Origin of the sequence: Polaribacter dokdonensis (genome assembly GCF_024362345.1) — a bacterium.
GTDB lineage: Bacteria > Bacteroidota > Bacteroidia > Flavobacteriales > Flavobacteriaceae > Polaribacter > Polaribacter dokdonensis.
Genome location: NZ_CP101505.1, coordinates 1,798,657 through 1,820,615, shown reverse-complemented (window position 1 = coordinate 1,820,615; position 21,959 = coordinate 1,798,657). Strand labels below are relative to the sequence as shown.

The window sequence follows — 21,959 nt, the reverse complement described above, 5'->3', positions numbered from 1 at the left end:
CTTTAAACAATACGTCATTTGACGTATATTTTTATTCTGTATAAGAAATGAGTTGTTTCTTAATTTCATCTGCAGATAATTTTTCATTGGCTAATTTTACAGATAAGTCATTTATAAGCGAGTTATTTTCTCTAATTGCTTCAAAAAACAAATCAATGATTAGTCTAAAACTTATGAGCAAAATAGCTGCTATAATACCTGCACCTTCATCAAAAACAATAAAAAAGAAAGAAATTATTACTACAAATTGCTGAATGAAAATCCTTAAATAGGGTTTAAACATTAATTCTTTTGCTGTAAATTTTAAATACTTTTTTTGACCAATAAAATCTGAAATAAATTTACCCAAGTGCATAAAAATAATAGCAGGTAATGCATATTGAATATCTTCTAATTGTAGAATAGTACTGTAATTCTCTATTAAATTAAAAGGCTCATTGATGATTGGGTTTTTGGTAAAACCAAAAAGAGCGAAGCCAAATATAGATTGTATAGCAACAAAAAAACCATAGTGTACTAAAAAGAATAGTACAAGTGAAAATTGCTTGCTAGTAGATTTACCCCAATAAATAGTCCATACCATTTTTAAGACGTTAAAAACACCAATGAGTATTGTTTCTAAAAAATAGGCAAAAAGAATAGTAATGGCATTTGCTTTGCCTAAATACAAAAGAAAAAGTAGGTAAATAGAGCTCAGCCAAATAAATGCATTTTGAGGAGTAGGACAAAAGATATTTTTAAACATCACAAAGAATTTAGAAATGCAAAAAACTTAAATCTCACTTAAAATTAAAATACGCCAAATGCCTTATTTTAAAAACTTATATGAGGATATTTAGAAATGATTAGTTCTTTTTTTAAGTATAAATTATGCAGAAACTTTTTATGTTCTTCGCTTTTGGTATTAAATGGTTTATGAGCAATTCCTTTTTGAATAATGTCTATTTCTTTTAAGGTTGATGCTGTATTCTCTGCAAACCAAACTTCTGTGAAACATTCCCAAATGTATTGAATGGCAGTTTTATTAGGATGAATCATGTCTTCTGCATAAAATCTATAATCTCTAAGTTCATCCATCATAATTTCATAAGAAGGAAAATAATGAATGTTTTTTCTAATGTTTATAACTTCGTGAATTGCCGATATTAAATGACTTTTACTTTGCATATTTTGCACAAAGCCATCTTTTAAATGTCTTATAGGAGAAACTGTAAAAAGTATTGTAATGTTTGGGTTTACACTTTTTGCTAAAGAAACAATAGCTTCTAAACTCTCAGCAATTTCAGCAATATTTAAAAGTTCTTTCAAAAACTTTTTTTGCGGAATTTTATGGCAATTGGCTACAATTTTATCAGTCTCTATAAAACGATATACCCAAGCTGTACCAAGTGTAATGATAAGATGTGAAGTATTTTCTAAAAACTTTTGAGTAGTTGAAATCTGTGAGTTTAAATTATTTAAAATCATGTTTTCATCAACTTCACTTAAAGATGAATGTGCATTAAAACTATGGTATCTTTCATTTTGATAAATTAAATCTTCTTTCGTAAATTTTTTACCATTAATAACATCAGTTATAAATTGCTCAATAGCCTTTGGATGAAATAAAATGCCAAATGGATTCTGTAGATGCTGAAATTTAAAGTAGTTTAACTTGTTTCCTATATTTTCTGAAAAACAAGAGCCTAACAAAAGAATATTAGCATCATAATCAATCAGGTTTCTTGTTTGTTTTTTTAAAGGAATTGAAGTTTGAAATTTCATAAACTACTTTTTTTGAAAAGTAAATTTAGTCGAAATTTAATACTTCAACAATTTTTTAGTTTTAGAACTCCCTTTAGTTTGATAGTGAATAAAGTAATTGCCTTTTGGTAATGATTGTACATCAATTTTTATAGAATGTTCACTGCTATCAAATAGTGTATTTGCAACCATTTTTACTACTGCACCTATTGAGTTGTATAAAGTTATTTTTGTAATAGCATTACTTCCTGTAAAATTTAATACTATAAAATCTGTTGTTGGATTTGGATAAATTTTGAATGTAGGTTCATTTGTATTTATATCATCAGAAGTTAAAGTTGCATTACAATTTAATTTAAAAATTGGTAGCGATTCAAAATTATTAAAAAGTACAGTTTCTGATTCTTGTTTTGTTGCACCTAGCCAACCAGTAAGAATAGTGCTATAGATGTTTCTAAAATCGTATTGCATTTGCACTCCTTCTTGATCATCTACTTGTGTATCAATCTCAGGGGCATCTCCTAAAATTTGATTTTTAGCACAATTACCAAATAAAAATAATGGGGCTGCAGAACCATGATCTGTACCTAAACCAGCATTAGAACGTATACGTCTTCCAAATTCTGAATAGGTCATTCCTAATACTTTTTGATCTATATTTAAAAGTGCTAAATCATCTTGAAAGGCATCCATAGCTTCAGATAATTCTTCTAAAAGACTAGCGTGTTTACCTGTTTTTGTATCACTCTCCACAACTTGATTGTCATGATTGTCAAAACCTCCAATTTGAACTACATAAACTTTTGTTTGTAGGCCACCAGAAATTAATTTGGCTACTTGTTTCAGTTTTTCTGATAATTCTGAATCTGTATATTTATTAGATTTATTTGCGCCAGAGGTTGCAGCGTTTTCTATAACCTCTGCATATGCATTGGTTTGCTCTATTGTTTCGTTCACAAAGTTTAAAGCATCTCCATAACAATTGCCTGGTATTGTACCTGTGTTAGATACTAGCGCAGTTCCTGGGTTTTCTGGATCTTCAATAGCTAATGAAAAGTTAGCATTTACACCTTGGCAAGTTTCTGAGACAACTTTACCAATAGTTATTGCAAATGGATCTGGATTAGCAGCATCTGGGTAATTAGATGGAAAACTGCTATGATTCATGTCAAAATAACGACCTAGCCAACCAGAAGCTACAAATTCATTTGCATCTGAGGCTGAGTTCCAAATATCTGTAGACCTAAAGTGCGATCTATTTTGATCTGGATAACCAACATTCTGAATTATACCTAGTTTTTCCTGATCCCAAATATTTTTCATTCCCATCATTGATGGGTGAATAAACGTAGAACCATTTAGTGATATTAACTCATTTTCTGGAACTATAATATTAGAACGAACTGATTGAAGATTCGCATATTCATTTAAATCAAAAATGGTATTTAAACCATCATTTCCACCTTGTAATTGTATTAAAACTAATACATTTTCATTGTTTTCTGTAAACTGATAATTGCTAGGTTTTTCTTTTGCAAATACAGGAAAACCACTTAGCGCTATTGGTAATGATGCAGAGGCTATAGAACTCAGCTTAATAAAATCTCTTCTATTTAGTTTCTTTTGATTTTTCATGGCTTACATTATTTGAAATTCTGACATTTGAACCATAATAGAAATTAAGCTTCTAAGTTTTTTATCTACAGAGATTACTAATGTTGTATTAGTGTTGTCTGCTAAATATTCACTGTACTCTACTGTCCATTCAAAATCTGGTAAACCTGGTATTAGAAATTCTTTTAGGCTAACTACTTGCTCATCAGAAACTTCATAGTTAAAGAGTAGTTTTGATAAAGATTTTATTAAAACATTAGGATCTGTTGCATTTTCTATTTTAGAGGCTATAGTTAGTACAGGAATTAAAGGTGGAATTGTATAAGTAATATCATCTATCACTAAATCTCCTCCTGTTACAATAATTCTGCAATAATCTAATCTTTTAGGTAATAAGAAACTGTTTACCCAACTTTTATAAAATAAAGGTGATTGGTAATAGGCTTTCCAACCTGCAACATCTGGGTGATGAAAAAGATCTTGATTTAAATCATAACAGGCAGAATATAATACCAAAGCATAATCATATTGCTCTTTTATTGTAGCTGTTGGTCCAGAAAATAATAATGATTTTGTAACTGATAACATCAAATCAATAGGACTCTTTATCATGCAAAAAGTGCTTTCAAAAAAATGATTAGATGATAATAAGGTTTTTAAAACTGGTGCAATTTCATAGTTGTTAGCTTTTAGATTGTTAGCCAAAGGCGCAATCACATTTAGTTCTATATCATCTGAAATTTCTGAGTTTACAAACCATTTATAAAATTGTCTTACAATAAATTTAGAGCATTCTTCTTGCTGAAAAATGATATCAATTAAGTCTTTATATTCATCTTCTCCATTTTCCTCAATAACAGCATTATTAAATCTGTGAGATAATGTTTTACTACCTTTTGTATGATTGAAATTTGAGAAAATGGGTGTTAAAGTATCTGGATCTAATAAACTTTTAACTCTCCAACCAGTAAGAATTTTTGCGATGGCTACAATATCATCTTCTGTATAATTTGTATAATCTCCATTACCAACTGCTTCTCCTTTACCTAAGGTAAAAAGTTCTAATAATTCTCTAGCATAATTTTCATTAGGTGCAGCATTTGTATTTTGATTACCACTTAAATAAACCAACATATTTGGGTCTATGGTAATTAACTTTGTAAGCTCTTTAAAGTTGCCTAAGGCATTTTCTCTTAAAGTATTGATGTAGTAGAATTCTCTGTGAGGATTAGTGTTTACAGATACAAAATGATTATGCCAAAATAACGTTAGTTTTTCTCTAATTGAAATTCCAGATTCTTGCATCTGTATAAAAGACCAAGCATATAAAGATCTGTTTCTTGCTCTTACAGCTTTATTTGTTTCTTGTTGTGTAGGTAAAGTAGGATAAGCAGGAGCATTAACCCAAGTTTCTCCATAATTTGCATCAGGATCATTAACTTCATCCCTTTCATCACCATCAAATTCGTACTTTAAAGGTGGTTCAGGCATTGGGTTTACTTCAAATAACTTGGAAATAGTTCCACTTAAACCCAAATTTAAAGCTTCATTCAAAGTATCTTGAGAGCAACCAAAAGAAGTTCTTCTTAATAAGTGATTAGCCTCAGCAATTGTCCAAGGACCAGAATAAAGATCTAAGTAAGCCATAAGTTAAAGATAATAAAATAATAGAAACAGAGTAAGCTCTTCTAATTTAAGACTTTAACTTTTTAAAAAGGTTTAATTAGGCTGTTAAATAATCCTTTGCTTTTTCTAAAGCTTTAGGTATTCCTCCAGGATTTCTACCTCCAGCAGTTGCAAAAAATGGTTGACCTCCTCCACCTCCGTGAATTAATTTACCCAATTCTCTAACAACAGTACCTGCATTATATCCTCTTTCATTTGCCAATTCTTTAGAAATGTAACAAGTCAATAATGCTTTCTCATTATTTGGAGCAGAAGCAAATAGTAAAAATAAATTTTGATATTCTTTACCCAAACTAAATGCTAAGTTTTTAATTCCATTTGCATCTAAATCTACTTTAGTGGCTAAGAATTGAACACCATTTATTTCTTCTAATTGATTTTTTATTTCTCCAGAAAGGTTTTGAGCTTTCTCTTTTAATAATTGCTCTACCTGCTTTTGTAAATCAGCATTTTCATCTTGTAATTTTTGAACTGCTTTAACAGGATTTTTAGTATTGTTTAGTAAATCTTTTATTTCAAATAAAGTTCTATTATTATCAAAATAGAAATCTTTTACAGCATCATTTGTAATTGCTTCAATTCTACGAATACCAGCAGCAACAGCTCCTTCAGATTTTATTTTAAAATGCCAAATATCGCCTGTATTTTTTACATGGGTTCCACCACAAAGCTCTATGGATTTACCAAATTTAATAGCTCTAACAGTATCTCCATATTTCTCTCCAAACAAAGCCATTGCACCATCTGCAATTGCTTTTTCCATAGTTATATTTCTACTTTCTTCTAAAGGTAATTTTCCAGAAATACGAGCATTTACAAAGTTTTCTACATCTTGTAATTCTTCTGTAGTTAATTTAGAAAAATGAGAAAAATCAAAACGTAAATATTTAGAATGCACTGCAGAACCTTTTTGTTCTACATGCGTACCTAAAACCTCTCTTAAGGCTTGATGTAATAAGTGAGTAGCTGTGTGGTTACATTCTGTTCTGTAACGTTGTTTCTCATCTACAACTGCTTTAAAACTTGCCTCTAAATTCTGAGGAAGATTTTTAGCAAAATGAATTATTACATTGTTTTCTTTCTTGGTGTCTAAAATGTAAACTACATCTCCATTTGCATCTTCTAAATATCCTTTATCACCAACTTGACCTCCACCTTCAGGATAAAAAGGTGTTAAGTTAAATACCAACTGATACATTTCACCATCTTTTTTAGAGGTTACTTTTCTATATCTTGTTAGTTTAACATTGGCTTCTAAAAAGTCATAGCCAATAAATTCTTCTTCTGTGTCATCAACTAAAACAGTCCAATCATCAGTAGACATTTCACTAGCTGCCCTAGATCTATTTTTCTGTTTTTGTAGTTCTTCTTCAAAACCTTTTTCGTCTAAAGTGTATCCCTTTTCTGATAAAATTAATGCAGTTAAATCTATAGGAAACCCAAAGGTGTCATACAATTCAAATACTTTATCTCCAGAAATTTCTTTGTTTTTTGCTGATGAAATAATGCCATCTAACAACACTAAACCTTGATCTAGTGTTCTTAAAAATGAAGTCTCTTCTTCCTTAATAACATTTTCTATAAGTTGTTTCTGACTTTTTAATTCAGGAAACGCTTTACCCATTTTATCAGATAAAATTGCCACCAATCTATAAATAAAAGGTTCTTTTTTATCTAAAAAAGTAAAACCATATCTAACAGCTCTTCTTAAAATTCTTCGAATAACATAACCTGCTCCAGTGTTACTTGGTAATTGACCATCAGCAATAGAAAATGCTACAGCTCTTACGTGATCTGAAATAACGCGAGTTGCAATATCTTGTTTTTCATTTTTACCATATGTGGTATTGGTAATCGTACCAATTTCTCTAATTATTGGTGTAAAAACATCAGTATCATAATTAGATTGCACGTTTTGTAGAACCATACATAAACGTTCAAAACCCATTCCAGTATCTATATGTTTGTTTGGTAGTTCTTCTAAAGTACCATTGGCTTTTCTATTATACTGCATAAAAACCAGGTTCCAGATTTCTACAACATGAGGATGATCTTCATTAATTAAAGTTCGCCCATCAACTTTTGCTTTTTCTTCTGCAGAACGTATGTCAACATGAATTTCAGAACAAGGTCCACAAGGTCCCTGCTCACCCATTTCCCAAAAGTTATCCTTTTTATTTCCTTTTAAAATACGGTCTTCAGAAATATATTGCTTCCAAATATCAAAAGCTTCAGTATCCATTTTTAGTTGATCTGCATCATCAGAACCTTCAAAAACGGTTACATATAAAATATCTTTATCAATTTTATAAACTTCAGTAAGTAACTCCCAAGCCCAAGCAATTGCTTCTTTTTTAAAATAATCTCCAAAAGACCAATTTCCTAACATCTCAAATAAGGTATGATGATAAGTATCATAACCCACTTCTTCTAAATCATTGTGTTTACCAGAAACACGCAAACATTTTTGAGAATCTGTAATTCTATTCTTTTTCGGAGTTCCATTTCCTAAGAAATATTCCTTAAAAGGCGCCATTCCAGAATTTACAAACATCAATGTTGGATCGTCTTTTGTAACCATTGGTGCAGAAGGAACTACCATATGTGATTTTTTTTGAAAAAAGTCTAAAAAAGTAGCGCGAATATCTTGAGATTTCATAAAAAAGAAGTTTCCAACAAGTTGGATTATGTTAATATATTTTTAAAATAACTGCGTTAAAAAAGCAGTTGTAAAACATTTCGTAAATTTGTGAGTTCTTGTATTGAAAAGGTTTCCAAGAAATCTTTAATACAAACACAAAAATAGTATATTTCACAATATGGCAAAAGTAAAATATTATTATGATGAGGATACGCTTTCTTACAGAAAAATTACTGTAAAGAAGAGCGATTATTATCGTAAAATATTATTTAGCTTTTTGGGTGTTATTCTTATAGCATTTATTGGCTTTATTGGTTTTAGTCAAATTATAACTTCACCTTCAGAACGTGCACAACAAAGAGAATTAGAAAACCTAAAGTTTCACTATGAGTTAATTAATAAAAGGTTAGAAGAAAGTGCTTCTATATTATCTCAGCTTCAAGAAAGAGATAACAATATTTATAGAAGTTATTTTGAGGCCAATCCAATACCTGAAGAACAGCGAAAAGCTGGTTTTGGTGGTGTAAACAGGTACAAAAATTTAGACGGATTTGATAATTCTAACCTAATTAAGAACTTAACAAAAGAGGTAGATATTTTATCAAAACAAATGGTAGTGCAATCTAAATCTTTAGATGAAATTGTGGCGTTAGCTAAAGAAAAAGAGGTGATGTTAGCTTCAATACCTGCGATATTACCAGTTAAAAAAGGTGATTTTTATGTAGCTTCTGGTTACAAGATGAGAATGCATCCTATCTTAAAAATAAACAAATTTCATAAAGGAATGGACTTTACAGCTCCAAAGGGAACACCTGTATATGCTTCTGGAAATGGAGAAATTTATAGAGCACAAAGAAGTTCTACTTTTGGTAAAGTTATTTATATAGACCATGGTTATGGTTATAAAACCATTTATGCACACTTAAGTAAAATGGTGGTTAAAAGAGGACAGTCAATAAAAAGAGGAGATTTAATTGGTTATGTTGGTAATACAGGTTTGTCTGTTGCTCCACACTTGCATTATGAGGTACATAAAAATGATGTAGCTTTAAATCCTATTAACTTTTATTATGGTAATTTAACGCTAGAAGAGTTTGCTAATTTGCAGCAAACCTCAGAAGAAAGTCAATCTTACGATTAATTTAGGCCAATTTTATGTATATAGATTTACCCGAAAAAAGATATTATAAAATAGGTGAAGTAGCTACTGCTTTTCAAGTAAATACATCATTAATTCGATTTTGGGAAAAGGAGTTTGATATCATCAAACCTAAAAAGAATAAAAAAGGAAATCGTCTTTTTACACAAGATGATATTCATAATTTTAAACTAATCTTTAACTTAGTTAAAGAACGTGGTTTTACTTTAGAAGGTGCTAAACTACAACTCAAAAAAAACCCTGAAAGTACTTTTAATAAGCACGAAGTTATAAGCAGATTAGAATCTGTAAAAGCAGAATTGCTTAAAATTAAAAACTCACTTTAAACTTCTAGAGTTTCTTCAATCATTTAAATTCTTAAACGATTTTATATTATGCATGCATAGTAATTTTTCCTATATTTGGGAGTAATGAAATTACGTATTTGCTAATTTTTAGCAATATAAATATATAAAACCTCAAAATTATGTCAAAGAAGTATGTAGATTTAGAAACATTGAAATACATACTTTATGATATTCATAAATTAGAAGAATTACTTTCAAGAGATAGATTCCAAGAACATGATATGGAATCTTTAAATCTATTTATAGATTCAGTGAAAGACTTTTCTGATAGAGAATTGTATCCATATCTTCAAGAGATGGATGCAAATCCTGCATATCATAAAGATGGAACTGTTATTGTGCACGAACAGGTGCAGAAAGTAATGCATCAATCAGGAGAAATGGGTATTATTTCTGCTTGTTTCGATTATGAAGATGGAGGCTTACAAATGCCAATTTCTGCATTTCAAGCAGCTGTATATATTATGGATGCCGCTAATAATCATTTACCTGGTTATCCTAGCTTAACCTTAGGCGCAGCAGAATTAATTATAGAATTTGGGTCTCAAGTTTTAAAAGATAAATATGTACCAAACATGTTAGCTGGTGTTTGGGGTGGTACTATGTGTTTAACAGAACCACAAGCAGGTAGTTCTCTTTCTGATGTAGTTACCAAAGCAACACCAACTAATGATGGTTATTATAAAATAACAGGCCAAAAAATATTTATTTCTGGTGGTGATTATAAAGGTGCAGAAAACATAATTCATTTAGTTTTGGCAAGAATTGAAGGTGCTCCAAAAGGAACTAAAGGAATCTCATTATTTGTCGTGCCAAAAAACAGATTAAAAGAAGATGTAACTTTAGAATATAATGATGTAATGACAGTTGCCGATTTTCAGAAAATGGGTCAAAAAGGTTACTGTACAACACATTTAGGTTTTGGAGATTCAGACGATTGTAGAGGTTGGTTAGTAGGTGAAGAGCACAAAGGTTTAGCACAAATGTTTTTAATGATGAATGGTGCAAGAATTGCAGTGGGTAGAGGAGCAGCAGCAATTGCAATGGCTGCTTACAGAACATCTTTACAATATGCGAACGAAAGACCTCAAGGAAGAAAATTGTCTGCAGATGGTAAGAAAAACCCTACTGAAAAGCAGAGTTTGATTATAGAGCATCCAGATGTAAGACGTATGTTATTGCTACAAAAATCTATTGTGGAAGGTTCTTTAAGCTTAGTTCTATTAGCGTCAAAATATCAAGATATTTTGACAACTGCCACATCAAAAGAGGAAAAAGAAAAATATCATTTATTATTAGAAATGATCATTCCTATTGTAAAAACATATCCATCAGAGGCAGGTGCTGAGTCTGTAGATAATGGTTTACAAGTTTTGGGTGGTTATGGTTTTTGTGCCGATTTTACTTTACAACAATATTATAGAGATATTAGAATTTCTGCTTTATATGAAGGTACAACAGGTATACAATCTCAAGATTTATTAGGTAGAAAGGTACCAATGCATAATGGAAAAGGGTTGGAATTATTATCTGCAGAGATTGTAAAAACAATTATTGCTGCAAATAATGATGAAGAACTAAAACCATATGCTAAAATTTTAGGCGATAAATTAGAGCTCTCTCAAAAAATACTAAGTCATTTAATGCCTTTTGCCTTGAAAGGAAATTATGAGCGTTATTTGGCAGATGCTAATCTATTTATGGAATATATGAGCATTGTTGTTTTAAGTTGGTTATGGTTAGAAATGGCTGTTGATGCTAAAAAAGCTTTAGGCAATTCAGATAGAAAATTTTCGAAAACTTTCTATGAAAGTAAGATACATACTATGAAATTTTACTTTAAATACGAGTTGCCAAAAACAAATTCTTTGGCAGAATCACTAATGAATAATGAAGTAGTTACCATTAAAAATGAAAAAGAATACATCATATAATGCATAGTAAAGAACAATTTAATTTAACAGGCAAAGTAGCTATTATAACTGGCTCAAGTAAAGGTATAGGTAAGGCTATCGCAAAAGGCTTAGCAGAGCAGGGGGCACAAGTTGTAATTTCGAGCAGAAATCAAGAGGCTTGTGATGAAGTTGCAACAGCTTTTAACGAGGAAGGTTTAAAAGCCATTGGTATTGCTTGTCATATAGGAAAAGAAGATCAACGTAAAAATTTAGTAGATAAAACAATTGCAGCTTTTGGCAGAATAGATATTTTGGTAAACAATGCAGCCATTAATCCTGTTTACGGACCTATTGAAGAGGTTTCTCCAGAAATTTTTGATAAAATTATGGATGTAAATGTAAAAGCACCTTGGTCTTTATCAAACTTAGTTTTACCACATTTTCAAGCCAATAAAAACGGAAGTATAATCAACATAGCTTCTGTAGAAGCCTTAACACCAGGCTTAGGTTTAGGAATTTACAGCACAAGTAAAGCAGCTATTTTAATGCTCACAAAAAACCAAGCGAAAGAATGGGGTAAATTCGGAGTAAAAGCCAATGCAATATGTCCAGGTTTAATTAAAACAAAATTTAGTGCTGCTTTGTGGCAAAATGAAAAAATACTTAGCAAGGTAGAAAAAGCTTTACCATCCTCTAGAATGGGATTGCCAAAAGAAATGGTTGGGTTAGCTTGTTTACTAGCTTCAGATGCTGGAAATTATATGACTGGAGGCGTTTATACTGCAGATGGTGGTTATATGATTGCAGGATAATCAATTACGAATTTAAAATTTACAATTACAAATTTTGTCATTTCGAGCGTAGTCGAGAAATCTCAATTAAATTATTAGACTGATGAACTTCGAATACTCCCAAAAATCAAAAGATTTACAAGAAAAGTTAAAGGCTTTCATAAAACAAGAAATTGTTCCTTTAGAAGAAGAATTTATTGCTTTTCAAAGTGATAAAACTAACATGTGGAAACGTTTTCCGAAAACAGAACTATTAAAGCAAAAAGCAAAGAATGCTGGTTTATGGAATCTGTTTTTACCTAAAGATTATGGAGATTTAAGTCCAGGTTTAACCAATTTAGAATATGCACCTTTAGCAGAAATTATGGGTAAAAAAATCTGGATTTCAGAAATATTTAATTGTTCTGCTCCAGATACTGGAAATATGGAAGTATTAGCCAAATATGGTAGTCCAGCTCAAAAAGAGAAGTGGCTTACACCATTAATGAATGGAGAAATTCGTTCTGCTTTTTTAATGACAGAGCCACAAGTAGCTTCTTCAGATGCTACAAATATTGAAACTTCTATTGTTTTAGAAGGTGATGAATATGTCATTAATGGCAGAAAATGGTGGTCTTCAGGAGCTATGGATCCTCATTGTAAAGTAGCTATTGTGATGGGTAAAACTGATAAAAACGCTCATAGACATCAGCAGCAAAGTATGGTTTTAGTTCCCATGAATTCTCCAGGATTAAAAATTGTTAGACCACTTTCTGTTTTAGGTTTTTACGATTCACCTGAAGGACATGCAGAAATTATTTTAGAAAATGTTAGAGTGCCAAAAGAGCATCTAATTTTAGGTGAAGGTAGAGGTTTCGAAATTGCGCAAGGAAGATTGGGGCCAGGAAGAATTCATCATTGTATGCGTTTGGTGGGTATGGCTCAATATGCATTAGAATTAATGTCTAAACGAACTATGGAAAGAGAAACATTTGGAAAGAAGTTCTATGATTATAGTTCCATTCGTCATGAAATTGCAAAATCTCAATGTGAGATAGAACAAGCAAGATTATTAACGTTATCTGCAGCTGATAAAATGGATAAAGTTGGTAATAAAGAGGCCAAAGATATTATAGCAATGATAAAGATTGTAGCTCCAAATATGGCTCAAAAAGTGATTGATAGAGCTATGCAAGTTTTAGGAGGTAAAGGGGTTGGCCCAGATACTTATTTAGCGCATTATTTTGCAATTGCAAGAATGTTACGTTTGGCAGATGGCCCAGATGAGGTGCATATGTATCAATTAGGGAAAAGTTGCATCAAAAAATACGGAAGTCAATAATGAGCAATCAAAAAGTTAGAAAAGGAGAGGAATTACCTGAAATTCCTCTGAAAAAATATCTAAAAGAAATCAACTTAATTAACTCTTTAGAGAGCGATTTACAAGTTGAACAATTTACACAGGGCTATTCTAATTTAACCTATTTATTAAAGATAGAAAACAAAGAATTTGTTCTTAGAAAACCACCTAAAGGTGCTATCAAAAGAGGTCATGACATGAGTCGTGAATTTAAAGTACAAAGTGCTTTAGCAAAAACTTTTTCCAAAGTTCCTAAAATGCATGGTTTTTCTAATGATGCATCTGTTTTGGGTAGTGATTTCTACATCATGCAAAAAATGGAAGGAGTTATTCTAAACTATGCAGCAGCAAAATCTAGAAGTATTTCAATTGATGATTATAAAAAAATTGCAAATTCTTGGTTAGACACGTTAGTAGAGTTGCATAATGTAGATTATACTTCTATTGGATTGTCTGATTTAGGGAAACCTGATGGATATGTAGAAAGACAAGTTAGCAATTGGGGAAAGCAATATCTAAAAGCAAAAACAGAGGAATTTCCAGAAGCAAATTTAGTCATGAATTGGATGCAGGAAAATCAACCTAAAAAATACAATCATTGCTTAATTCATAATGACTTTAAGTACGATAATGTCGTTTTTAAAGATGACACTTGGCAAGAAGTGAGCGCAGTTTTAGATTGGGAAATGGCTACTTTAGGAGATCCCTTAATGGATTTAGGAACCTCTTTAGGTTATTGGACAGTAGCCACAGATCATGATTTTGTAAAACAAGGTATCCCTTCACCTACTATATTTGAAGGAAACCCAAAGAGAAGTGAAATTGCTCAGATGTATTTAGAAAAGTCAGGAAGAACAACAGATAACTTGGTGTTTTATTACGTTTTTGGTTTATTCAAAATAGCAGTAATAGCACAACAAATTTATTTTAGATTCTCTAAAGGATGGACTACAGATCCTCGTTTTGCAAATTTAAATAAGGCAGCAGAATTATGTTGCAAACTAGCACTAAAGTCAATTAAAACTAAATCTATAGATTAATGGAGGTAAAAAATAAAATAGTAATTGTTACAGGAGCAGGTTCTGGAATTGGTAAAGCAACAGCACTTCATTTCGCAAAACATGGGGCAACAGTAGTGGTATCTGACATTAATTTACAAAGTGCTGAAAAAGTTGTACAAGAAATTGTAACAAATAATGGAAAAGCACTACCTATAAAAGCAAATGTTGCTGTTTTTGATGAAGTAGAAAACTTAATTCATAAAACTGTTACTGAATATGGACAGTTAGATGTTTTGGTAAATAATGCAGGTATTGGGCCTCATTTATTAAGAACACATGAATCTCTAATTAAAGATTGGAATGCAGTGATTGCTGTTAATCAAACAGGAGTTTTTTATGGGATGAAGTTGGCATTGCAACAATTTTTGGAGCAGGGTTTTGGTAATATTGTAAACATTGCTTCATTGGCTGGTTTAAAAGCATCACCCAATAATATAAGTTATAGTGCAAGTAAATTTGCTGTTGTTGGGATGACAAAGTCTGCAGCTATGGAGTATGCAACAAAAAATATTAGAATTAATGCAGTTTGCCCTGGTTATACAGAATCTGCATTATTAACACAATTAATTAATGCAAAACCAGAAATGGATAATATTTTAAAAAGCGTAATACCAATGAAACGTTATGGAAAGGCTGAAGAAATTGCAGATGCAGTTGTTTGGCTGGCTTCAGATAATACCAAGTTTATTACTGGGCAAACCATTACTTTAGATGGAGGAACATCACTTTAAAATTAACGATTATATTTAGTAAGTTTGTGTAAGTAAAGTATCAATCAAATAAATAAAAATTAGAAATTATGAAAAAATGGTTAATTCCAGTTATAATAATAGGAGTAATAGCTTTCGCTATTTATAGTTGGGCAAAAGGCTTTAATAATGAAGCTGTTGTATTACAAGAGGATGCAAAAACTACTTGGTCTAATGTAGAAAGTGCTTACCAAAGAAGAAACGATTTAATTGGTAATTTGGTAAAAACTGTGCAAGGAGCTGCAGATTTTGAAAAAAGTACCTTAACAGAAGTTATTAATGCAAGAGCAAAGGCAACCTCTACAACCATTGATGCAGGTAGTTTAACTGCAGAAAATATGGCCCAGTTTCAACAAGCGCAAGCTGGTTTAAGTGGTGCTTTATCTAAACTTTTAGTAAGTGTAGAACGTTATCCAGACTTAAAAGCAAATGCAAATTTCTTAGAATTACAAAGTCAGTTAGAAGGAACAGAAAATAGAATAAATGTAGCTAGAGATCGTTTTAACGAAGGTGTAAATAAGTACAACAAGCACATTAAAATATTCCCAAACTCAGTTTTAGCAGGTATGTTTAATTTTGAAGAAATGGATAGATATAAAGCAAATCCAGGTTCAGAAAATGCACCAGACGTAAATTTCGATTTTAACAAGAAAGCAGCATAAATGTCTAAAGTAGAAGCATTTTTAACCAAAGAAGAAGAGCAAGAAATTATTGCAGCAATTAGAACTGCAGAATCAAATACTTCAGGTGAAATTCGTGTTCATATGGAAGCTACATCAACTAAAGATCATTTTGATAGAACTTTAGAAGTGTTTCATATGTTAAAAATGAATAACACTAAAGACGAAAATGCTGTCTTAATTTATGTTGCTGTAAAAGACAAAAAGTTTGTAATTTATGGTGATAAAGGTATAAACAATGTTGTACCCAATGATTTTTGGAATTCAACAAAAGACATAATGCAAAACCACTTTAAAAACAGTAATTTTAAACAAGGTTTGGTAGAGGGTATTTTAAAAGCTGGTGAAGAGTTGAAACACCATTTTCCTTGGCAAATTGATGATGAGAACGAACTTTCTAATGAGATTTCTAAAGGATGATAATCACGAAGCAGTTTTTAAGAGGTAGTTTTCATTCAACAATTTTAGGTAAAAAGTGGTTGTTATTTGTTGCGCTAGTATTTTCTATTAATGTCTTTTCTCAAGGATTTCAAATTCCAGAAAAACCAAAATTTCAAACAAGTGTTTACGATTATGTAAACTTATTATCTAAAGGTCAAAAGTCTAATTTAGAAAACAAATTAGTTCGTTATTCAGATACCACATCAACCCAAATTGTTGTAGCAATTATTAACTCTACAGAAGGTGAAAATATTAATTATTTGGCCGCAAATTGGGGCGAAGATTGGGGTATAGGAGATGCAGATAAAGACAATGGCGTTTTAATTTTATTAGCAAAGAACGATCGTAAAATTGCTATTCAAGTTGGTAAAGGCGTTGAGTATTTACTAACCGATTTTCAATCGAAAAGAATCATAGAAAGAGTTATTATTCCAGAGTTTAAAAAGGGAGATTTTTATGATGGTTTAGATAAAGGATCAGACTACATTTTTAGAACATTACAAGGCGAATTTAAAGGTACTAGAATACAAGACGATAAAGGTTTTGACCCTGGAATTATATTTTTTGTCTTAATTATTATTGTATTCTTCATTATTATTTCTAGAGGAAATAAAAATAATAAAGGAGGAGGAAGACGTTTTAGACGTGGTTCTTTAGCAGACACAATTTTCGAAACTATTATTTTAAGCAACGCAGGTAGAGGTGGAGGAAGCTTTGGTGGTGGTTTTGGAGGACGTTCATCAGGAGGAGGCTCTTTTGGTGGAGGTGGTTTTGGTGGTGGCTTTGGAGGTGGTTCTTTTGGTGGAGGAGGAGCTTCTGGTGGTTGGTAAATCTCAAACTTTTAAAAACTAAACTTCATTTTCAGTTTTATTTCAATTACAATCCTATGAAAAAAGTATTTATATTTAATTGCTTACTTGTATTTTTTAGTTGTCAAAATTTTGGTCAATTAAAAATGTTAGGAGACTTACCTAATTCTTTAAAAGAGGTTTCTGGTAATGAATATATTCAAAGCACAAAGGCCATTTGGATTTTAGAAGATGGTGGAAATTCTTCTAATGTTTACAGAATTTCATCAACAGGAAAAGTACAACATGAGTTAGATATTGATGCCAAAAATAAAGATTGGGAAGATTTAACATCTGATGAATTTGGTAATCTTTACATAGGTGATTTTGGTAATAATTATAGCAAACGTAAAAAGCTTAAAATTCTTAAAATTAAAAAGGAAGATTTAGATAAAGAGGATGCTAAAATAGAAGAAATTGAGTTTGAGTATGAAGACCAAAAGAAATTTCCACCTAAAAAGAAAGATCGATTTTTTGATGCAGAGTCTTTTTTTTGGTTCAACAATCACTTTTACATTTTTACAAAAAGTAGAGTAAAGAAGAAGTATGGTAAAACATCTTTGTACAAAGTGCCTGCTGTAAAAGGTAAACATACAGCAAAACTAATTGGTGAATATGATAATGGAAACAAGGTTTCTTCTTGGATTACCTCTGCAGATATTTCTGCAGATGGAAAAAAAGTAGTGCTATTATCGCAAAAAAATATCTTAATCTTTACCAATTTTCTTGGAGATAATTTTTTGAGTGGAACAGTACAAAAAATTCCATTAGAACATCAATCTCAAAAAGAAGGTATTTGTTTTAAAGACAACAATACACTCTTAATAACTGATGAAAGAACAGGTGGAGAAGGAGGTAATATTTATGAATATATCTTAAAGAAATAGAATAAATTTATAAAATAATAACAACCAACCTGCAGCTAAAAACAAACCACCTAAAGGAGTTATTGGTCCTAAAAACTTTAGTTTTCTCTCTTTATATGTAGATAGTACTAAACCATAAATAGAGAAAGAAAAAAGTACTATTCCAACAATAAAAGCATTCACAATATAATTGTCAATAGACAGTGTGTCATTTAAATTAAAACCTAAAAGAAGCAAAACAATTGCATGATACATTTGGTATTTGACTCCTGTTTCAAAACTTTGTAATTGGTCTTGAGAGAGTTTTTTCTTTAATAAATGTGCTCCAAATGCACCCAAAATAATAGCTAAAAATCCGAAGAAACTTCCAAAAAGTAATGCGTTTACACTCATCTTATCTATAAATCAAAACCTACATTAAACATAATTCTTAAACCATCTGCACCAGTAAATGCAGATATATTTCCTGCAAATATATCTGCAGCGTTAAAGAAGAAACCACCCCCAAATGATGTGTTTGGTTTACTTGAATAAAACTGAGGATTAGTTGTAAATATGTCTGGAGCTCCCCAAACTTTACCATAATCAAAACCAGCAAAAAGGCCAATGTTCATTGGTACTAAGTTGGTTTTTACATTTCTTAAATTCCATCTAACATCAGAAGAATGATAAAAGGCATTCTTACCAGTAAAACGTTGGTTTCTATAACTTCTTAATCCATTATTACCACCAATATTTGCGGCTTGATAAAACTCAAAATCGTCTCCAAATATAAATTCTCCATGCACTTTAGAAGCGAACACTAATTTTCCACTAGGAATTAGTTTGTGGGTAATTCCTAAAGCTGAACTTGCGTAAGAAAAGTTATTATTACCACTTAAATTTCCTGTGTAACCTAACTTTACAAAGAAGTCCATAGCTAGAGTTGGGAAAGCAGGGTTATCTGCATGTTTGTAACTATAGCTTGTTTCTAAATTGATAAAATTCTCTCTATTAAAAATACGATTATCTGCAGCATATTGTGTTTCTAAATATCTACCCTCTGTTCTATCTACATTATAACTTTGAAATTTTGCCCCTATTTTAAGTTCATCACCCAAATCACCAATCCATTTTACAAAAGAACCTGCCTTAATTTGTGATATTTTAACTCTGTTAAAATCTCTGTCTTCCAGATCATCTGCCTCTAAATTCTCTGAATTGTTACCAAAACCAAAAAAGTTTAATGCATAATTAGGGCCTGTATATTGTGCTTCGAAACCTAAGTTCCATTTTTCTAAAATATTGGCATATTCACTGTTATAATTCAGTTCAAATCCTTGTGTAGCAAAATAGTAAAAGGCAGAAATTGTATATCTTCTAGTAAATGGATTTCTTTCGAATGAATTTACCAAGAATGTGTTTTTTACACCTAGTTTTACACCATCATCTGGATTGTAACCAATTGCTGGTGAAATTGAGTTTTTCTGACTTTTTAGTTTTTTATAATCGTAGGTATTTGTATCATAATCATCTGTAATTTTCTTATGAATATTACCAGTTACAAACGTATTCTTTTTCGATTTTTGGTCGTACACTTTTACCTTTTCTTTCTTGTTGATTTCGTAAGTGTCGTTATTTAAACCACCAATAATTTTCAAACGAATTACTTTATTACCATTGGCACCATTTACTGTAAATACATCATCATCATCTAAACCATAGATCCAAATTTCATTAGTGGTCCCAAATTTATACCTTCTTTGATGAATAATATCTGCTTTTTTACCATCTTTAATTCTGTAGGCTGTAATTTTTGTATCACCATTTACAAATCTTTCAATTTCGAAATAATCATCTTTATTGGTACCTTTTATAACTTGAAATTTATTTAAATATTTAAAGTAGGTATTAGAAATATCTTGCAGATTCTTTCTTCTACCAATTAATTTCTGCTTGATATCTTCTATTGTTTTATCATTTACTTCTTTAGGAAATTTCGAAAATGCGCTTTCTATAACTTCATCTGTAATTTGAGATTGAATAATAGCCACTTGTGCATCCCAAACTTTTTTATCTGACTTATGTATTAAGGTCATATCTATTGGGTAACCAGATAAATTAAACCATCTTGGTTTTTCTATATCTTCTTGATACGAACGCATTCCACGTAGATCTGGAATTAAACGTGTAAAAATGTTTAATAAAATACCATCACTAAACACAGAAAATGCTTGATCTCTATCTCTAGGAACTGGTCTGTAAACAATTTTATCATCCTCTTCGAACTCAGCCCATCTCCATTGATCTTGATGTCTGTCCCAATCTCCAATTAGCATATCAAACAAACGTGCTCTTATGTAGGCTTCTTCATCTAGAACGTATTTCTCATCCTTTTTTAAGTTTTTTCGAAGATCATCTGTACTAATAATTTCATCTGCATAACCAAAGCTTTTTTTATCTCCATGACCATCTGCAGTTCGTTCTTCTATCATGTAAAGTTCATCTCCATAATCTGCATTAAACTCTCCTAAACCTTTCTGTTTTGGTACATAATATAAAATAGGATTTGAGTGATATACATCAATAGCATCAGCCAATTCACCAATGGTAAAAGGTGCGTAAGGATGTGAGCCTGTAAAAACATCTAAAAGCAAGCTTTCTGTGTAGGTTTTATCAAATTGGCCTTCTACATACTGATCTTTAAAAGCAACTGCTTGTAAGTATTGAACTGCATTTTTACGCAAAGCTCTCATTACATATTCTCTACCCTTTTTATCTTCTAGTCGTAAGGATTTAGACTGATGACCTCCACCTCTTCTTATAGGAGTTAAACCCCCATATAAAGTATCTATTTTCACAGTTGGTGCAACTATTTTTTCTCCAAAATACTTACGATACCTTTTTCCCCAAAGCAAATTGTAAACATTACTCTTTTTAACTTCTTTTCCTGTATAAACAGAAGCTTCTTTTTCGGTTAAATTAGCATCAGGAAAATCTTTGTATTCCATAATACTATCTTTTTCAAACACATTAGCCTCATAAACTATTCTACGTTCTTTGGCTGTGTAAAAATGCACTGTAGATGCCCCATCTTCATAAACATCTAATCTTGCAAAACCTTGAGTTCCGTAAGAAAATTTACCTCCATTTACATTTTTTGTAGCAGTTAATTTAGAGCCAGAACCACTTACAATTTGTGGAATATTGTCTTGTACAATGTATTGTATACTATGTTCATGACCAGAAACGAAAATGATTTTTTCATTTTGTTGCGCTAAACTTATAATTCGTTTTCTAAGCGTATTGTATTTGTCATTTTGCTGGTCTGTATTGGTTAAACCAGTTGTTTTACGAAGTATGTTTTTTGCAGTACCTAAAATTGGAGCAGGTTGCATATGGCTTTTAAAAGAATAGTAACCTCCATGAGGACCATTAGTAAACATAGGATGATGCAAAGCTAATAATGTTGTTTTGCCTTGAGATTTTTTAATTAAACCCTCTAATTCTTCAAAAAACTTTTCTCGGGTTTTTATTTCACAATCATCATTTATACCTGGGTGTTTATCCCAGTTTGTAACATACCAATGGGTGTCTACTGCAATAATATTAATTTCGTCATTTACCTCAATTTTCTCTAAAGGACAGCCTTTCTCTGGCTGAAAAGTATTTTTACCCAAAGCATCATCAATCAATTTTTCTTGTCTTCGTAAACCTTTTAAACCACTATACCAATCGTGATTTCCTGGAATGAATAAGGTTTTTCCTGGAAAATTTTTACCAATATCTGTCTGTACGTTTAAACGATGTTTAGCTAATTCATAACCTTTGCTACCTTCTTCTGGTATACCTTTTGGATATACATTGTCTCCTAAAAAAATTAATGTTGAGTTTTCTTTGGCATTTAGTATTTCTTGACTTAAGTAAGAAAGTGCAGAGTCTCGCTTGTAAAGTTCTGAATTTCCTGCATCTCCAATTAAGTAAAAAGAGTGCAGAACCTTGCTGTTTTTCTTTGGACTAAATACCTGGCCTTCTGTAACTTGCATATCTATCGAAGCGCAAGCAGCAATAAAAATTATAATACTAAGTAAGGCACTATATTTTACTAATTTCATATTGG

Annotated in this window: 18 protein-coding genes; 11 read left to right on the top strand and 7 right to left on the bottom strand. The window is 31.1% G+C overall.

Annotated features, from left to right (window positions below; translation table 11 throughout):
• Positions 1–31: 31 nt before the first annotated feature.
• From LPB302_RS08050 to alaS, 5 genes are all read right to left on the bottom strand, one after another.
• Complete coding sequence (locus tag LPB302_RS08050) at positions 32–745, bottom strand: DUF6498-containing protein (protein ID WP_053974038.1); 714 nt, start codon at positions 743–745, stop codon at positions 32–34.
• Positions 746–813: 68 nt separating this feature from the next.
• A complete protein-coding gene (locus LPB302_RS08045; protein ID WP_053974039.1) occupies positions 814–1,764 on the bottom strand; it encodes a GSCFA domain-containing protein in 951 nt (316 codons plus the stop codon).
• 36 nt (positions 1,765–1,800) lie between these two features.
• Complete coding sequence (locus tag LPB302_RS08040; RefSeq protein ID WP_053974040.1) at positions 1,801–3,378, bottom strand: T9SS type A sorting domain-containing protein; 1,578 nt, start codon at positions 3,376–3,378, stop codon at positions 1,801–1,803.
• Positions 3,379–3,381: 3 nt separating this feature from the next.
• On the bottom strand, positions 3,382–5,004 hold the full coding sequence (locus tag LPB302_RS08035) for a DUF1800 domain-containing protein (protein WP_053974041.1): 1,623 nt from the start codon (positions 5,002–5,004) through the stop codon (positions 3,382–3,384).
• Positions 5,005–5,080: 76 nt separating this feature from the next.
• The gene (gene alaS, locus LPB302_RS08030; RefSeq protein ID WP_053974042.1) at positions 5,081–7,702 is read right to left on the bottom strand and encodes an alanine--tRNA ligase; all 2,622 of its coding nucleotides are present in this window, start codon (positions 7,700–7,702) and stop codon (positions 5,081–5,083) included.
• Positions 7,703–7,862: 160 nt separating this feature from the next.
• On the opposite strand from alaS, the gene LPB302_RS08025 reads away from it, so the two are divergent.
• The 11 genes from LPB302_RS08025 (at position 7,863) to LPB302_RS07975 (ending at position 17,881) form a co-directional block, all read left to right on the top strand.
• Positions 7,863–8,825, top strand: coding sequence for a M23 family metallopeptidase (locus tag LPB302_RS08025; RefSeq protein ID WP_053974043.1), 963 nt, complete (start codon positions 7,863–7,865; stop codon positions 8,823–8,825).
• 14 nt (positions 8,826–8,839) lie between these two features.
• A complete protein-coding gene (locus LPB302_RS08020) occupies positions 8,840–9,169 on the top strand; it encodes a MerR family transcriptional regulator (RefSeq protein WP_053974044.1) in 330 nt (109 codons plus the stop codon).
• 140 nt (positions 9,170–9,309) lie between these two features.
• Entirely contained in the window at positions 9,310–11,124 is a 1,815-nt protein-coding gene (locus LPB302_RS08015; protein ID WP_053974045.1) for an acyl-CoA dehydrogenase family protein, read from the top strand.
• Positions 11,124–11,897 (top strand): SDR family NAD(P)-dependent oxidoreductase, encoded by a 774-nt coding sequence (locus tag LPB302_RS08010; RefSeq protein WP_053974046.1) that lies wholly within the window; start codon positions 11,124–11,126, stop codon positions 11,895–11,897. Before LPB302_RS08015 ends, LPB302_RS08010 begins: the two co-directional genes overlap by 1 nt.
• An 82-nt stretch (positions 11,898–11,979) precedes the next feature.
• A complete protein-coding gene (locus tag LPB302_RS08005; RefSeq protein ID WP_053974047.1) occupies positions 11,980–13,197 on the top strand; it encodes an acyl-CoA dehydrogenase family protein in 1,218 nt (405 codons plus the stop codon).
• Positions 13,197–14,255: a phosphotransferase family protein gene (locus LPB302_RS08000; protein ID WP_053974048.1), complete on the top strand. Its 1,059-nt coding sequence runs from the start codon at positions 13,197–13,199 to the stop codon at positions 14,253–14,255. Before LPB302_RS08005 ends, LPB302_RS08000 begins: the two co-directional genes overlap by 1 nt.
• On the top strand, positions 14,255–15,007 hold the full coding sequence (locus tag LPB302_RS07995; protein ID WP_053974049.1) for an SDR family NAD(P)-dependent oxidoreductase: 753 nt from the start codon (positions 14,255–14,257) through the stop codon (positions 15,005–15,007). Before LPB302_RS08000 ends, LPB302_RS07995 begins: the two co-directional genes overlap by 1 nt.
• Before the next feature lie 68 nt (positions 15,008–15,075).
• Positions 15,076–15,687 (top strand): LemA family protein, encoded by a 612-nt coding sequence (locus LPB302_RS07990; RefSeq protein WP_053974050.1) that lies wholly within the window; start codon positions 15,076–15,078, stop codon positions 15,685–15,687.
• The gene (locus LPB302_RS07985) at positions 15,688–16,125 is read left to right on the top strand and encodes a TPM domain-containing protein (RefSeq protein WP_053974051.1); all 438 of its coding nucleotides are present in this window, start codon (positions 15,688–15,690) and stop codon (positions 16,123–16,125) included.
• On the top strand, positions 16,122–16,976 hold the full coding sequence (locus tag LPB302_RS07980; RefSeq protein ID WP_053974052.1) for a TPM domain-containing protein: 855 nt from the start codon (positions 16,122–16,124) through the stop codon (positions 16,974–16,976). Before LPB302_RS07985 ends, LPB302_RS07980 begins: the two co-directional genes overlap by 4 nt.
• A gap of 125 nt (positions 16,977–17,101) precedes the next feature.
• Complete coding sequence (locus LPB302_RS07975) at positions 17,102–17,881, top strand: hypothetical protein (RefSeq protein WP_053975316.1); 780 nt, start codon at positions 17,102–17,104, stop codon at positions 17,879–17,881.
• Here the strand turns inward: LPB302_RS07975 and LPB302_RS07970 are convergent.
• Positions 17,870–18,253 (bottom strand): DUF423 domain-containing protein, encoded by a 384-nt coding sequence (locus tag LPB302_RS07970; protein ID WP_053974053.1) that lies wholly within the window; start codon positions 18,251–18,253, stop codon positions 17,870–17,872. The genes LPB302_RS07975 and LPB302_RS07970 overlap by 12 nt on opposite strands.
• A 5-nt stretch (positions 18,254–18,258) precedes the next feature.
• Entirely contained in the window at positions 18,259–21,954 is a 3,696-nt protein-coding gene (locus LPB302_RS07965; protein ID WP_053974054.1) for a metallophosphoesterase, read from the bottom strand.
• Positions 21,955–21,959: the final 5 nt, after the last annotated feature.

What these genes read in the sequence shown, in the direction of transcription:
- LPB302_RS08050 (WP_053974038.1), bottom strand. Translation starts at nt 745, where the DNA reads ATGTTTAAAAATATCTTTTGTCCTACTCCTCAAAATGCATTTATTTGG.
- LPB302_RS08045 (WP_053974039.1), bottom strand. Translation starts at nt 1,764, where the DNA reads ATGAAATTTCAAACTTCAATTCCTTTAAAAAAACAAACAAGAAACCTG.
- LPB302_RS08040 (WP_053974040.1), bottom strand. Translation starts at nt 3,378, where the DNA reads ATGAAAAATCAAAAGAAACTAAATAGAAGAGATTTTATTAAGCTGAGT.
- LPB302_RS08035 (WP_053974041.1), bottom strand. Translation starts at nt 5,004, where the DNA reads ATGGCTTACTTAGATCTTTATTCTGGTCCTTGGACAATTGCTGAGGCT.
- alaS (WP_053974042.1), bottom strand. Translation starts at nt 7,702, where the DNA reads ATGAAATCTCAAGATATTCGCGCTACTTTTTTAGACTTTTTTCAAAAA.
- LPB302_RS08025 (WP_053974043.1), top strand. Translation starts at nt 7,863, where the DNA reads ATGGCAAAAGTAAAATATTATTATGATGAGGATACGCTTTCTTACAGA.
- LPB302_RS08020 (WP_053974044.1), top strand. Translation starts at nt 8,840, where the DNA reads ATGTATATAGATTTACCCGAAAAAAGATATTATAAAATAGGTGAAGTA.
- LPB302_RS08015 (WP_053974045.1), top strand. Translation starts at nt 9,310, where the DNA reads ATGTCAAAGAAGTATGTAGATTTAGAAACATTGAAATACATACTTTAT.
- LPB302_RS08010 (WP_053974046.1), top strand. Translation starts at nt 11,124, where the DNA reads ATGCATAGTAAAGAACAATTTAATTTAACAGGCAAAGTAGCTATTATA.
- LPB302_RS08005 (WP_053974047.1), top strand. Translation starts at nt 11,980, where the DNA reads ATGAACTTCGAATACTCCCAAAAATCAAAAGATTTACAAGAAAAGTTA.
- LPB302_RS08000 (WP_053974048.1), top strand. Translation starts at nt 13,197, where the DNA reads ATGAGCAATCAAAAAGTTAGAAAAGGAGAGGAATTACCTGAAATTCCT.
- LPB302_RS07995 (WP_053974049.1), top strand. Translation starts at nt 14,255, where the DNA reads ATGGAGGTAAAAAATAAAATAGTAATTGTTACAGGAGCAGGTTCTGGA.
- LPB302_RS07990 (WP_053974050.1), top strand. Translation starts at nt 15,076, where the DNA reads ATGAAAAAATGGTTAATTCCAGTTATAATAATAGGAGTAATAGCTTTC.
- LPB302_RS07985 (WP_053974051.1), top strand. Translation starts at nt 15,688, where the DNA reads ATGTCTAAAGTAGAAGCATTTTTAACCAAAGAAGAAGAGCAAGAAATT.
- LPB302_RS07980 (WP_053974052.1), top strand. Translation starts at nt 16,122, where the DNA reads ATGATAATCACGAAGCAGTTTTTAAGAGGTAGTTTTCATTCAACAATT.
- LPB302_RS07975 (WP_053975316.1), top strand. Translation starts at nt 17,102, where the DNA reads ATGTTAGGAGACTTACCTAATTCTTTAAAAGAGGTTTCTGGTAATGAA.
- LPB302_RS07970 (WP_053974053.1), bottom strand. Translation starts at nt 18,253, where the DNA reads ATGAGTGTAAACGCATTACTTTTTGGAAGTTTCTTCGGATTTTTAGCT.
- LPB302_RS07965 (WP_053974054.1), bottom strand. Translation starts at nt 21,954, where the DNA reads ATGAAATTAGTAAAATATAGTGCCTTACTTAGTATTATAATTTTTATT.